Below are 13585 nucleotides of genomic sequence, written 5' to 3'. Positions count from 1 at the left end.
GTTCACGGGCACCGAGGACTCCAGCCTCCAGACCTCCTTCGTCATCGACGACACCGCCGTCAACGTGAGCTGAGCACAGACCCCATCAGCGCCGGGTGATCCCGCCCGGCCGCATGCCGATGGGCCCGGGCCGGCCCCCACTGCCGGCCCGGGCCCACCGGCCCGCCGGTCACCGCACGTCCACGGTGACCTTCCACCCGACGACGGCATGACAGCTCAGTCCGCCGGGTCTCGCGCTCGGGCAGGCCCGCCGGAAGCCGCTCACCTCGGCGGTGCCTGCCTTCGCGCCGCGATAGACGCCCTTGGCGACCTCGTGCAGTGCCGCGCCCTTCTCGACGGGCGCGGGATCGCCGGGCTCCAGCCGGACGCGCAGGGTGCTGCCCACGCTCAGGCACTCCTCGCGGGCCTGCCCGCCGTCCGGCGTGACGACCACGTCGCCGCACACGGGGGCGGTGGGCCCGCTGGGTTCCGGCGGCCCCACCCGGACGCCGCTCGCGGAACCGCAGCCCGCCGTCAGCAGGACGGCCGCGGCGGCGACCAGCACCCGAGCGCGCATCCCCGTCCTCCTCACCGCCCGCCGGTACGTCACACCCGTACATCCGTTGGTACGACAATGGGACGCAGCCCGGCCCGGAGGGGTTCCCTCCCCCTCGCCGCGGGAGGAGCGCGGGGTGCTCAGCTCTCGGTGACGCGCCCGTCCGCCACCTGGATGCGGCGGGTGACGTGCACCGCGTCCAGCATGCGCCGGTCGTGGGTGACCAGCAGCAAGGTGCCGCGGTAGGAGGCCAGGGCCGATTCGAGCTGCTCGATGGCCGGCAGGTCGAGGTGGTTGGTCGGCTCGTCGAGGACGAGCAGGTTGACGCCGCGGGCCTGGAGCAGGGCCAGGGCGGCGCGGGTGCGCTCGCCCGGGGAGAGCGTGGCGGCGGGCCGCAGCACATGGTGCGCCTTGAGGCCGAACTTGGCGAGCAGGGTGCGGATCTCGGCAGGGTCCAGGTCGGGCGCGGGCGCCCGGAAGGCCTCCAGCAGCGACTCGGGGCCGCGGAAGAGCGCGCGGGCCTGGTCGACCTCGCCGATCAGTACGCCGGACCCCAGCGACGCCTCGCCGCTGTCCAGCGGCAGGCGGCCGAGCAGGGCCGCGAGCAGGGTGGACTTGCCCGAGCCGTTGGGTCCGGTGATCGCGACCCGGTCGGCCCAGTCGATACGCAGGTCGACCGGGCCGAAGGCGAAGTCACCGCGCCGCACGGCCGCGCCGCGCAGGGTGGACACCACCTCGCCGGAGCGCGGGGCGGCGGCGATCTCCATCCGCAGCTCCCACTCCTTGCGGGGCTCCTCCACGACGTCCAGGCGCTCGATCAGCCGCTCGGTCTGCCGCGCCTTGGCGGCCTGCTTCTCGCTGCCCTCGCTGCGGGCCTTTCGGGCGATCTTGTCGTTGTCGGGGGCCTTGCGCATCGCGTTGCGCAGGCCCTTGTCCATCCAGCCGCGCTGCATCCTGGCCCGCGCCTCAAGCGCGGCCTTGGTGTCGGCGTACTCCTCGTACTCCTCGCGCGCGTGCCTGCGGGCGGTGGCGCGCTCCTCCAGGTAGGCGTTGTAGCCGCCGCCATAGGTGGCCACCTGCTGCTGGGCGAGGTCGAGTTCGACCACCTTGGTGACGGTACGCGCCAGGAACTCCCGGTCGTGGCTGACGAGGACGGCGCCGGCCCGCAGCCCGGTGACGAACTTCTCCAGCCGTTCCAGGCCGTCCAGGTCCAGGTCGTTGGTGGGTTCGTCCAGGAGAAAGACGTCGTAGCGGCTGAGCAGGAGGGAGACGAGGCCGACCCGGGCGGCCTGGCCGCCGGACAGGGTGTACATCTCCTGGTCGAGGCCGACCGCGAAGCCCAGGGAGGCGACCGCCTCCTCGGCGCGGTCCTCCAGGTCGGCGCCGCCGAGCGAGAGCCACCGCTCCAGGCTCGTCGCATAGGCGTCGTCCGCACCAGGGGCCGCGTCGACCAGCGCCTGGGTGGCGGCGTCGAGCGCGGCCTGGGCCGCGGCCACCCCGGTACGGCGGGCCAGGAACTCCCGTACGGTCTCCCCGCCCGGCCGCCGCTCGGGCTCCTGCGGCAGGTGCCCGACGGTGGCGGTGGCCGGGGACAGCCGCACCGAGCCCTCTTCGGGCCGTTCGAGCCCGGCCAGCAGCCGCAGCAGCGTGGACTTGCCGGCGCCGTTCACCCCGACCAGGCCGATGACGTCGCCGGGCGCGACGACCAGGTCGAGCCCGGAGAACAGGGCGCGGTCGCCGTGTCCCGCGGCGAGGTTCTTGGCAACGAGGGTGGCACTCATCAGGCAGGGGATCCTATCGGGCCGGGGCGGGGCGCGGCGAACGCTTATCGCCGGAACGGCGTCGAGGCCGCGGGCGGCGCGAACGGCGGGGATGGCGCGGTGCGCGGAGCACCCCGGGCTGCGCGCGGGGTCCCTGGCGTCGCGCGCCTCGCCACGCGCCTCGTCGCGCGCCCCGCCACGCGCCTCGTCGCGCGCCCCGGCGGCGCGCCCCGAGGCGCGCCTCCGTTCGGGCGACAGGAAATCATGCATGCGCGCTTGATTGTTTCCCGGGCCGCTGTCACCCTCGTCCCGCAAGAACTCGCCCGCTCACCCGCTCACCGCACTGACACACCGGACGCCCAGGAAGCCGGAGAACGAGTCAAAGGGAGTGGCCATGGCCGATCCGCAAGCCGTACGCGCCGTCCTGGACGACCTGCGCGCCGAGAGCGACGGGCTCGACGCCCTGGTCGCCGGGCTCGATCCGGCCGGCTGGGCGACTCCCACACCGGCCGAGGGCTGGACGATCGCCCATCAGATCGCCCACCTGGCCTGGACCGACCGCCAGGCGCTGCTCGCGGTGACCGACCCCGAGGCGTTCGCGGACGAGCTGGGGGACGCGGCGACCCACCTGGACACCTATGTGGACGACGCCGCCCGCAGCGGTGCCGCCCTGCCGCCGGCCGACCTTCTGGACCGGTGGCGGACCGGCCGCGCCAGGCTGTGGGCGGTGCTGACCGGGCAGCCGCCCGGTGTCCGCTTCCCATGGTTCGGGCCGCCGATGAGCACCGCCTCGATGGCGACCGGGCGGCTGATGGAGACCTGGGCGCACGGCGAGGACGTCGCCGACGCCCTGGGGGTGCGGCGGGCTCCCACGGCCCGGCTCCGGCACGTGGCCAGGATCGCGGTACGCGCCCGTGACTTCGCCTTCGGCGTCAACGGCCTGCCCGCCCCGGCCGAGGAATTCCGGGTCGAACTGGCCGCTCCCGACGGCTCGTTGTGGACGTTCGGCCCGGCCGGCGCCCGGCAGCGGGTGTACGGGCCCGCGCTGGACTTCTGCCTGCTGGCCGTGCGGCGCCGCAACCGCGCCGACGTGGCCGTACAAGCGCAGGGCCCGGACGCCGACACCTGGCTGTCGATCGCCCAGGCGTTCGCGGGACCACCCGGCACGGGACGCGCGCCCTCGGCATCGGACGGCGCACCGTCGGCGGCGGACGGCGGCGGGGAGCGGTGACCGCGGGGATCGACGCCCAGGACGCGGGGTCCGACGTCCAGGACGCGAGGCTCGACACCCAGGACGCGGCGCTCGACACCCGGAGCACGGGGCTCGACACCCGCGGCGCGGACTTCGCCGAGCGGCGCGCGACGATGCTGGAGCGGCTGGCGGAGGTGGCCGCCGCGCACGCCCCCGCGCTGGCAGGCGGCGGCGCGAAATACCAGGAGCGGCACCGGCGGCGGGGCAAGCTGCTCGCGCGGGAGCGGATCGAGCTGCTGCTCGACCCGGACACGCCGTTCCTGGAGCTGTCGCCGCTGGCCGGCTGGGGCAGCGAGTTCACCACGGGCGCCTCGATCGTCACCGGGATCGGCGTGGTCGAGGGCGTGGAGTGCGTGGTGACGGCGAACGACCCGACCGTGCGCGGCGGTGCCAGCAATCCGTGGACGCTCAGGAAGGCGCTGCGGGCCGACGAGATCGCCCTCGCCAACCGGCTGCCGCTGGTGAGCCTGGTGGAGTCCGGCGGGGCGGACCTGCCGAGCCAGAAGGAGATCTTCATCCCCGGCGGGGCGCTGTTCCGCGACCTAACGAGGCTGTCGGCCGCCGGGATCCCCACCGTCGCCGTGGTGTTCGGGAACTCGACGGCGGGCGGCGCGTACATACCCGGCATGTCGGACCATGTGATCATGATCAAGGAGCGCTCCAAGGTGTTCCTCGGCGGCCCGCCGCTGGTGCGGATGGCGACCGGGGAGGAGAGCGACGACGAGTCGCTGGGCGGCGCGGACATGCACGCGCGGGTGTCCGGGCTCGCCGACTACTTCGCGCTCGACGAGCCGGACGCGCTGCGTACCGCCCGGCGGGTGGTGGCCCGCCTGAACCGGCGCAAGGCGGGGCCGGCCCCGCGCCCGGACCCGGCGCCGCCGCTGTCCGACCCCGAGGACCTGCTGGGCATCGTGCCGGGCGACCTGCGCACCCCGTTCGACCCGCGCGAGGTGATCGCGCGGATCGCCGACGGTTCCGTCTTCGACGAGTTCAAGCCGCTGTACGGGCCGAGTCTCGCCACCGGCTGGGCCGAGGTGCACGGCTACCCGGTGGGCATCCTGGCCAACGCGCGGGGCGTCCTGTTCAGCCCCGAGTCGCAGAAGGCCGCGCAGTTCATCCAGCTCGCCAACCAGCGCGACACTCCCCTGGTCTTCCTGCACAACACCACCGGTTACATGGTCGGCCGGGAGTACGAGCAGGGCGGCATCATCAAGCACGGCGCGATGATGATCAACGCGGTCGCCAACTCGCGCGTGCCGCACATCTCGGTGCTGATGGGCGCGAGTTACGGCGCGGGCCACTACGGCATGTGCGGTCGTGCCTTCGAGCCGCGTTTCCTGTTCTCCTGGCCGAGCGCGAAGTCCGCGGTGATGGGGCCGGCGCAGCTGGCCGGCGTGCTGTCGATCGTGGCGCGCGAGTCGGCGGCGGCGCGGGGCCTGCCGTTCGACGAGAACGCGGACGCGGCGATGCGGGCCGCCGTCGAGCGGCAGATCGAGGCCGAGTCCCTGCCGATGTTCCTGTCGGGCCGGCTCTACGACGACGGCGTGATCGACCCGCGCGACACCCGGACGGTGCTGGGCCTGTGCCTCTCGGCGGTGCACAGCGCCCCGGTCGAGGGTGCGCGCGGCGGCTTCGGCGTCTTCCGGATGTGAGAGATGAGAGGGGAGAGGGGAGATGTGAGAGGGCAGGCGGTGGTGACGAAGGACGCCGACGGGACGGGCGGCGGCCCCGTACCGATCACCCGCGTACTCGTGGCCAACAGGGGCGAGATCGCCCGGCGGGTGTTCCGTACCTGCCGGCGCGCGGGGATCGCGACGGTGGCCGTCCACTCCGACGCCGACGCGGGAGCGGCGCACGTGCGGGAGGCGGACGCGGCGGTGCGGCTGCCGGGCGCCGCGCCCGCCGACACCTACCTGCGCGCGGACCTGCTGGTGGCCGCCGCGCGGGCGGCGGGGGCCGACGCGGTGCACCCGGGGTACGGATTCCTCTCCGAGAGCGCCGGCTTCGCGCGGGCGGTGCGCGACGCCGGACTGGTGTGGATCGGGCCGCCGCCGGCGGCGGTCGAGGCCATGGGTTCCAAGACCCGGGCGAAGGAGCTGATGGCGGCCGCCGGAGTGCCGCTGTTCGCCGCCCTCGACCCCGCATCGGTGACGGCGGCCGATCTGCCGGTGCTGGTGAAGGCCGCCGCGGGAGGCGGCGGGCGCGGCATGCGGGTGGTACGCGAACCGGACACGCTGGAAGACGCGTTGGCGGCGGCCCGGGCGGAGGCGGCCGCGGCCTTCGGCGACGGCGAGGTGTTCGTGGAGCCGTACGCTGAAGGCGCCCGGCACGTCGAGGTCCAGGTCCTCGCCGACGCGCACGGCACCGTGTGGGTGCTCGGCGAACGCGACTGCTCGGTGCAGCGCCGCCACCAGAAGGTCCTGGAGGAGACTCCGGCGCCGGGGCTCGGCGAGCAAATGCGGGCGGTCCTGCGCGACGCCGCCGAGCGGGCGGCCCGGGCGATCGGCTACACGGGCGCGGGCACGGTGGAGTTCCTGGTCGCCCGCGACGGCCGCCCGTACTTCCTGGAGATGAACACCCGCCTGCAGGTGGAGCACCCGGTGACGGAGTGCGTCTTCGGCCTCGACCTGGTGGCCTGGCAGATCCGGATCGCGGAGGGTGCCGCCCTCCCCTCCCCCATGCCGCCGGAGCCGAACGGACACGCCGTGGAGGCCCGGCTGTACGCGGAGGATCCCGCGCACGACTGGCGGCCGCAGCCGGGGCCGCTGTACCGGCTGGACGTCCCGGACGTGGACGCGGAGTTCGCCGTGCCGGCCGGGCGGGACGGGGGCTTGCGGGTGGACGCGGGTGTGACGGGCGGTGACGTCGTCGGCGTCCACTACGACCCGCTGCTGGCCAAGGTGATCGCCTGGGCGCCGAGCCGCGCGGAAGCGGTGCGGCGGCTGGCGCACGCCCTGGCGCGCGCCCGGATCCACGGCCCGGTCACCAACCGCGACCTGCTGGTCCGTACGCTGCGGCACCCGGATTTCGCGGCGGCCCGGCTGGACACGGGGTTCCTGGACCGGCACGGGGAGCTGCTGCGGCACGGGGAGGGCGAGGGCACGGAGGCGGCCGAGCGGCGGGCCGCGCTGGTCGCGGCGCTGGCGGACGCGGCGCGCCGGGCCGGCCCGGTGCCGGGGGCGCGAGAGGCGCGGGAGGCGTCCGGCACTGCGACGGCGTCGGGAGCGACGGCGGGAGCAGGGGCGGCGGCCGGAGCCTCCGTGGTGGCGCGGCTCGGCGGGTGGCGCAACGTTCCGTCGCAGGCTCAGGCGAAACGTTTCCGGGCCCAGCCCGGTGGCCGCGAGTACGAGGCGCGGTACCGGTGGGAGCGGGCCGGGCTGGTGCCCGAGGGGCATCCCGGGACGGCCGTGGTGAGTGCCGCCGCGGACCGGGTGGTCCTCGAACTCGACGGCGTGCGGCAGGAGTTCGAGGTCGCCATGTACTCCGGAAGGGTGTTCGTCGATTCGCCCTCCGCGCCCGTTTCCCTGACCGCCCTGCCGCGCTGGCCCGAGCCCGGGACGCGCACGCCCGCGGGATCCCTGCGTGCGCCGATGCCGGGCACGATCGTCCGGATAGGCGCGTTCGCCCCCGGCGACCGGGTCGAACGCGGCCACCCCCTGCTGTGGCTGGAGGCGATGAAGATGGAACACGTGATCGCCGCGCCCGTCACCGGCACGCTCACCGCCCTGACCGCCGAGATCGGCCGCCAGGTCGAACTCGGCGCCGTACTCGCCGTCGTCAAGGAGGAGGCAGGCCCATGAGCACCGTCCGCGGCACCTTCGACAGCGCCCTGCTGGAGGACGACGAGCGGCGTGCCCTGCGCGAGGCGGTCGGCGCACTCGGCCGCCGCTATGGCCGCGGCTACTTCGCGGCGGCGGTAGCGGCCGGCGGGCAGACCGACGAGCTGTGGCAGGAGGCCGGCCGGCTCGGCTACCTCGGGGTGAACCTGCCCGAGGAGTACGGCGGCGGAGGCGGCGGTCTGACCGACCTGTCCATCGTGCTGGAGGAACTGGGCGCCGCGGGCTGCCCCCTGCTGCTGCTCATCGTCTCCCCCGCCATCTGCGGCACGGTGATCGCCCGCTTCGGCACCGAGGAGCAGAAGCGGCGCTGGCTGCCGGGCCTGGCCGGCGGCGCCCTGCGGATGGCGTTCGGCATCACCGAACCGGACGCCGGCTCCAACTCCCACCGGATCACCACCACCGCCCGCCGCGACCCGGACACCGGCGGATGGCTGCTCAGCGGCCGCAAGGTGTTCGTGTCGGGCGTGGACATCGCCGACGCCACCTTGGTCGTGGGCCGCACCGAGGACGCGCGTACCGGCCGGCTCAAGCCCTGCCTGTTCATCGTCGAGCGCGGCACGCCCGGATTCGAGTACCGCCGGATCGAGATGGAGGTGGCCGCGCCCGAGAAGCAGTTCCAGCTCTTCCTCGACGACGTGGCGCTGCCCGCCGACGCGCTCGTCGGCGACGAGGACGCGGGGCTGCTGCAGCTGTTCGCCGGGCTCAACCCCGAGCGGGTGATGACCGCCGCGTTCTCCGTCGGCATGGGCCGCTACGCGCTGGCCCGCGCCGTCGAGTACGCCCGGACCCGGCAGGTGTGGCGGACCCCGATCGGCGCCCACCAGGCCATCGCCCACCCCCTGGCACAGGCGCACATCGAGCTGGAACTGGCCCGGCTGATGATGCGCAAGGCCGCCTACCTGTACGACGCGGGCGACGACATGGCGGCGGGCGAGGCGGCGAACATGGCCAAGTACGCGGCGGCCGAGGCAGGCGCCAGGGCCGTCGACCAGGCGGTGCACACCCTGGGCGGCAACGGGCTCACCGCCGAGTACGGCCTGGCGTCCCTGCTCACCGCCTCCAGGGTGGGCCGCATCGCCCCGGTGAGCCGTGAGATGATCCTCAACTTCGTCTCGCACCACAGCCTTGGGCTGCCCAAGTCGTACTGACCCCGGCCCCGACCCCGACCCCGAACCCGACCCCCGACCCGATCCACGTACGGAGCGGAGAGCTGCCACAGTGACCACGCCAACGCCCCTTGTGCGCAGGGACACCGACCGGGGCATCGCCGTCCTCACCCTCGATTCCCCGCACAACCGCAACGCCCTGTCCGCCGCGCTGATCGCCGAGCTGACCGGCGCGCTCGACGCGGCCGCGGGCGACGAGGCGGTGCGCGCGGTGCTGCTCACCCACACCGGTTCCACCTTCTGCGCGGGCGCCGACCTGAAGGCGGACGGCGTCGAGCGCGGGCCGGTCCTGCTGGTCGAGCTCATGCGGCGGATCGCGGAGCTGCCCAAGCCGGTCGTGGCGCGGGTGACCGGCCACGTGAGGGCGGGCGGACTCGGGCTGCTGGCGGCCTGCGACATATCGGTGGCGGGCGACTCGGCGACCTTCGCCTTCGGGGAGTCGCGGCTGGGGCTCGCCCCCGCCGTCGCCTCGATTCCCGTCCTGGCCAGGGCCGACCAGCGGGCGGCGGCGCGGTGGTTCCTGACCGGGGAGACCTTCGGACCGGCGCAGGCGCTGCGGACCGGCCTCGTCACGGCCCGGGAGGAGGACCTGGACGGCATCCTCGCGGGGCTGCGGGCCGCGTCCCCGCAGGGTCTGGCCGCCTCCAAGGAGCTGACGACCGCGGCGCTGCGCGAACGGCTGGCCGCCGACGGCCCGGAACTGGCCTCGCGCAGCGCCCGGCTGTTCGCGTCACCGGAGGCCGCCGAGGGCGTACGGGCACTGCTCGAACGGCGGGAGCCGCCATGGGCGTTGTGACCGGCCGGACCGAGGACGCCGCCGCCGACCGCGCCCCCAAGCAGGACCGCAGCCGCGCGACCCGGCAGCGGATACTGGAGGCCGCCGTCGCCTGCCTGGCGGAGCACGGCTGGTCCGGCACCACCGTGGCCGTGGTGTGCGCCCGGGCCGGGGTCTCGCGCGGCGCGGCGCAGCACCACTTCCGCACCCGCGAGGAACTGTTCACCGCGGCGATCGCGCACATGGCCGAGCGCTGGCTGGCGGCCGTACGCGAACGGGCCCGCGCGCTGCCCCGCGAGGGCGCCGACCGCACCCTCGCCGTGGTCGACATGCTGGTGGCCGTCCACACCGGTCCGCTGTTCCGCGCCGCCCTGCACCTGTGGGTGGCGGCCGGCGAGGAGGAGTCGCTGCGCCCCCGGGTCGCCGCGCTGGAGGCCCGCATCGGCCGCGAGGCCCACCATCTGGCGGTGGAGTTCCTGGGCGCCGACGAGTCCCGCCCGGGCGTGCGCGAAACCGTCCAGGGCACCTTGGACATGGCCCGCGGCCTGGGCCTGGCCAACCTGCTGACCGACGACTCGGCCCGCCGCAAGCGGATCGTCCGCCAGTGGGCCCGGCTGCTCGACGCGGTGCTGCGCGAGGACGGGTGAGGCGGGGGCCGCGCCGCGGGCCGGACGGTTCCGGGCCGCGGCCCCCGGCCGTACGGTGAGGTTCGCGAAGCCCAGCCCGGGCCCGCCGGCGTCGGCGAACAGCCCGGTCCGCACGCATCCCAGCAGCCGGCCGGCCTCCTCGGCGAGCAGCAGGCGGTAGCGCTGCACGCCCGGGCGAGCCGGTGGCCCGGGCGTGCACCAGGCGCGCGCTGGTCACGACGTACGGCATCACCTCGCGCAGTACGCCGCCCACGCGCTGTGCGTCGCCGGCGGCCCCGTAGTCCCGAATGATCACGCCCACGCAGCCGCGCCCTACGCGCCGCCCGGCCTCCCCGTCCCCCCGTTCCGGGTTCCGGGCCCGGGGGGAGGGGCGGCCCGCGGATGCGGCAGCGCGGCTCACGGGGCGGCTCATGGGGCGGGGCCGCGCGGGAAGGCGCTCAGGGCGAGGGCGGACGGCCGCGGGTCCCGCGGCGGCCACGCGCGGCGGGCCGGGACTACCGGACGGGCGGCGACGGGTGGACCCTGGCAGGAGGGAGATGGGTCGGATGCGGCGTTTGCGCAGAACAGGGTACGAACCGGTACAGGCCCGCAGTCCGCTGCGGATGCGGCTGGCGCTGGCCGTGTGCGGAGTGGTGTGGGGGGCGGCGGCCGCGGTCGGCTTCGCGGTCTACCACCAGCCGGGCTGGGCCGCGCTGTGCGCCGCGATCGCGGCGGTGGCCTGCCTGGACACGGTGCTGGTGATCCGCCACATCCGGCAGGGCCCGCACTTCCAGCCGGGCCGTTCGGTCCCGCCGTACCGTCCGGTGGACCCCGGTTCCGGCCGGGGCCGCGGCCGGGACGCCGACCGGTCCGCGGCTCACGGCCGCCGGGGACCGTACGACGACCGGGGCTGACGGCGGGGGCCGACGGCGGGGCTGCGGGAACCCCGGCGGACGGCCCCGCGCACGCGAACCGGCACGCGAAGGGGCCCGGCGCACATGCGCCGGGCCCCTTCCTGAGTAGCGGGGACAGGATTTGAACCTGCGACCTCTGGGTTATGAGCCCAGCGAGCTACCGAGCTGCTCCACCCCGCGTCGGTGAAAGAAAGACTACGGGTTCCCCTCGTCCATGCCAAATCCTTATCCGTCAGCGCTGCCGCGCCAGCCATCTCCAGCGCGGCTGCTCGGCGACGAGAGCGGCCGTGGCCAGGACGCAGACGCACACGGCGGCCCACACCGGCCACAGCGCCCAGGACGACACGACGGCCGCGCCGAGTTCCAGCAGCACCATCACGATGGTCACCCATCCCGGCACCGCGACCGGGGGCGCGCCCCTGCCCCCCGCACCGTCGCCGCCCTTGTCCCCGGGCGTTGCCAGCACCCCGGGCACTGCGACGAGCACGACGAGCGACCCGGCCGCCGCCCACCAGGAGATGCCCGCCAGCCACCAGGGAGTGGCCACCCAGGCCACGAGTTCCGTCGCGAAGCGCAGTACGGACGGCAGGCCGTCGCGAGGAGCGGCCTTCGCCGCCGGGGTCGTCACGGCGGCACCTTCCCACGTGACCTGGGGCGGCGTACACCGGCGCGGGGAAAATCCGTTGCGGGCCGCGCGCGGGCGGTCCTACGGTCGGTGGCGTCGTGATTGCCGTCGGCAAGGAGTAGGCCGTTGCTCGTGTGAGGTTCCGGGTCACCGTCGCCCGCGCGGCGCGTCCGAGAGGATCGGGACGCCCCTTCGCGGCCGGTGGACGCTGCCCGGCCGACGAGCGAGACCGAGAACCCCGGCGCGGGGCCCAAGAAGCCTTGTAACAGCCATGGCCCGTCACGAGCCCCCGGCCGCCGCCCAGCGGTGCACGAGCGCGCTGACGCGCATGCCTGTTCGCCGCCCTCTCCGCCCTCGCCGCCCGTGCCTCCCGCCGCGTCCGCCGAACCGGTGCCCCGTCGCGCCGCGACCGCGGCGCATCGCCGCCACCTCACCCACCAGCGACCGGGAGACCGCCATGTCATCGACCCCCACCACCCATCTCGTCTGTTCCCGGCTCGGCTTCGCCTGGCCCGACGGCACCCGCGTCTTCGAGGGCCTGCAGTGGGCGCCGGGCCCCGGCCGTACCGGGCTGGTCGGCCTCAACGGCGCGGGGAAGTCCACCCTGCTCCGGCTGATCGCGGGCGACCTGGCGCCCACCTCCGGCGCGGTCAAGGCGTCAGGCGACATCGGGCTGCTGCCGCAGGACGCCACCGTGGACACGTCGCTGCGGGTCGACGAGGTGCTGGGGATCGCCGGGGCCCGCGCCGCCCTGCACGCCATCGAGGCCGGCGACTGCGCCGAGGAGCACTTCGCGGCGGTCGGCGACGACTGGGACGTGGAGGAGCGGGCCCGCGCCACGCTCGACGCGCTCGGCCTGGACCGGATCGGCCTGAACCGCACGGTCGGCGAGGTGTCCGGCGGCGAGTCGGTGCTGCTGCGGCTGGCCGCGCTGCTGCTGCGCCGCCCCGGCGTACTGCTGCTCGACGAGCCGACCAACAACCTCGACCTGCGGGCCCGGCGCCGCCTGTACGCGGCGGTCGAGTCCTGGCCGGGGACGCTCGTGGTGGTCAGCCACGACCGCGAGCTGCTGGAGCGCGTGGACCGGATCGCGGACCTGCGCGACGGCACCGTCACGACCTACGGCGGGAACCTGTCGGCGTACGAGGAGGCGCTGGCGACCGAGCAGGAGGCGGCCGAGCGCATGGTCAGGTCCGCCGGGGCCGACGTGAAGCGGCAGAAGCGCGAACTGGCCCAGGCGCAGGTCGTGCTGGCCCACCGGGTGCGGTACGGGCAGAAGATGTACGACACCAAGCGCGAGCCGCGAGCGGTGATGAAGCTGCGCAAGCGGCAGGCCCAGGTCTCGGCGGGCAAGCACCGCCTGCTGCACGCCGAGCGGCTGGCCGACGCCAAGGAACGGCTGGCCGAGGCGGAGCTGGCGGTGCGCGACGACGACGAGATCCGCGTCGACCTCCCGCACACAGCGGTGCCGCAGGGCCGGACCGTCCTCACCCTGGACGCGGTGGTGCTGCGCTGCGGCGCGCGGGCGAACCTGGACGTACGCGGGCCCGAGCGGATCGCGCTCGTCGGCGCCAACGGCGCGGGCAAGTCCACGCTGCTGCGCACGCTGGCCGGTGAGATCCCGCCGGCCTCGGGCCGGGTGCTGGCGCACGTACCGGTCCGGTACCTGCCGCAGCGGCTGGACGTGCTGGACGACGAGCTGTCGGTGGCGGCCAACGCGGCGGCGTACGCCCCCTCGGCGACCGGCAACGCGGTGCGGGCGCGGTTGGCGCGGTTCCTGTTCCGCGGCGCGGCGGCGGACCGCCCGGCCGGGTCGCTGTCCGGCGGCGAACGCCTGCGGGCGGCGCTGGCCGCGCTGCTGCTCGCCGAGCCCGCCCCGCAGCTGCTCATGCTGGACGAGCCGACGAACAGCCTGGACATGGCGTCGGTGCGGCAGTTGACGACCGCCCTGGCCTCGTACCAGGGGGCGCTGATCGTGGCCGGCCACGACCTGCCGTTCCTGCGGTCGCTCGGTGTGACCCGGTGGCTGCGGATCGGGGAAGGGCAGGTGGTGGACGTGCCCGCGGACGGCGTGTGAGGTTTGGCGGCGGGCC

11 protein-coding genes and 1 tRNA gene are annotated in these 13585 nt (G+C 75.3%); 8 read left to right on the top strand and 4 right to left on the bottom strand.

Annotation, left to right across the window (positions count from 1 at the left end; genetic code table 11):
- Nucleotides 1-169: 169 nt before the first annotated feature.
- The gene (locus K7G61_RS08690; RefSeq protein ID WP_225846095.1) at nt 170-556 is read right to left on the bottom strand and encodes a hypothetical protein; all 387 of its coding nucleotides are present in this window, start codon (nt 554-556) and stop codon (nt 170-172) included.
- Between the two features lie 119 nt (nt 557-675).
- The gene (locus K7G61_RS08685) at nt 676-2316 is read right to left on the bottom strand and encodes an ABC-F family ATP-binding cassette domain-containing protein (RefSeq protein WP_225846094.1); all 1641 of its coding nucleotides are present in this window, start codon (nt 2314-2316) and stop codon (nt 676-678) included.
- 373 nt (nt 2317-2689) lie between these two features.
- On the opposite strand from K7G61_RS08685, the gene K7G61_RS08680 reads away from it, so the two are divergent.
- The 7 genes from K7G61_RS08680 to K7G61_RS08650 all read left to right on the top strand — a co-directional run bounded on the left by K7G61_RS08680 (nt 2690) and on the right by K7G61_RS08650 (nt 10867).
- The gene (locus tag K7G61_RS08680) at nt 2690-3526 is read left to right on the top strand and encodes a TIGR03084 family metal-binding protein (RefSeq protein ID WP_225846093.1); all 837 of its coding nucleotides are present in this window, start codon (nt 2690-2692) and stop codon (nt 3524-3526) included.
- Nucleotides 3527-3660: 134 nt separating this feature from the next.
- Nucleotides 3661-5199: an acyl-CoA carboxylase subunit beta gene (locus K7G61_RS08675; RefSeq protein WP_225846117.1), complete on the top strand. Its 1539-nt coding sequence runs from the start codon at nt 3661-3663 to the stop codon at nt 5197-5199.
- Nucleotides 5200-5238: 39 nt separating this feature from the next.
- Nucleotides 5239-7347 carry a biotin carboxylase N-terminal domain-containing protein gene (locus tag K7G61_RS08670; RefSeq protein WP_308190607.1) on the top strand — a complete coding sequence of 703 codons (2109 nt, stop codon included), beginning with the start codon at nt 5239-5241 and terminating at the stop codon, nt 7345-7347.
- Nucleotides 7344-8534, top strand: coding sequence for an acyl-CoA dehydrogenase family protein (locus K7G61_RS08665; RefSeq protein WP_225846092.1), 1191 nt, complete (start codon nt 7344-7346; stop codon nt 8532-8534). Before K7G61_RS08670 ends, K7G61_RS08665 begins: the two co-directional genes overlap by 4 nt.
- A gap of 70 nt (nt 8535-8604) precedes the next feature.
- Nucleotides 8605-9348, top strand: coding sequence for an enoyl-CoA hydratase family protein (locus tag K7G61_RS08660; protein WP_225846091.1), 744 nt, complete (start codon nt 8605-8607; stop codon nt 9346-9348).
- A complete protein-coding gene (locus tag K7G61_RS08655) occupies nt 9336-9974 on the top strand; it encodes a TetR/AcrR family transcriptional regulator (protein WP_225846090.1) in 639 nt (212 codons plus the stop codon). Before K7G61_RS08660 ends, K7G61_RS08655 begins: the two co-directional genes overlap by 13 nt.
- 545 nt (nt 9975-10519) lie before the next feature.
- Nucleotides 10520-10867 carry a DUF6343 family protein gene (locus tag K7G61_RS08650; RefSeq protein WP_225846089.1) on the top strand — a complete coding sequence of 116 codons (348 nt, stop codon included), beginning with the start codon at nt 10520-10522 and terminating at the stop codon, nt 10865-10867.
- A 106-nt stretch (nt 10868-10973) separates the two neighbouring features.
- Here the strand turns inward: K7G61_RS08650 and K7G61_RS08645 are convergent.
- Nucleotides 10974-11047, bottom strand: a tRNA-Met gene (locus K7G61_RS08645).
- Nucleotides 11048-11099: 52 nt separating this feature from the next.
- Entirely contained in the window at nt 11100-11495 is a 396-nt protein-coding gene (locus K7G61_RS08640) for a hypothetical protein (RefSeq protein WP_225846088.1), read from the bottom strand.
- 454 nt (nt 11496-11949) lie between these two features.
- Between K7G61_RS08640 and K7G61_RS08635 the strand changes: the two genes are divergently transcribed.
- A complete protein-coding gene (locus K7G61_RS08635) occupies nt 11950-13569 on the top strand; it encodes an ABC-F family ATP-binding cassette domain-containing protein (RefSeq protein ID WP_225846087.1) in 1620 nt (539 codons plus the stop codon).
- The last annotated feature ends 16 nt before the right edge of the window (nt 13570-13585 follow it).

Source organism: Streptomyces sp. HPF1205, assembly GCF_020400825.1.
GTDB lineage: Bacteria > Actinomycetota > Actinomycetes > Streptomycetales > Streptomycetaceae > Actinacidiphila.
This window is presented reverse-complemented; position numbering and strand designations above follow the sequence as displayed.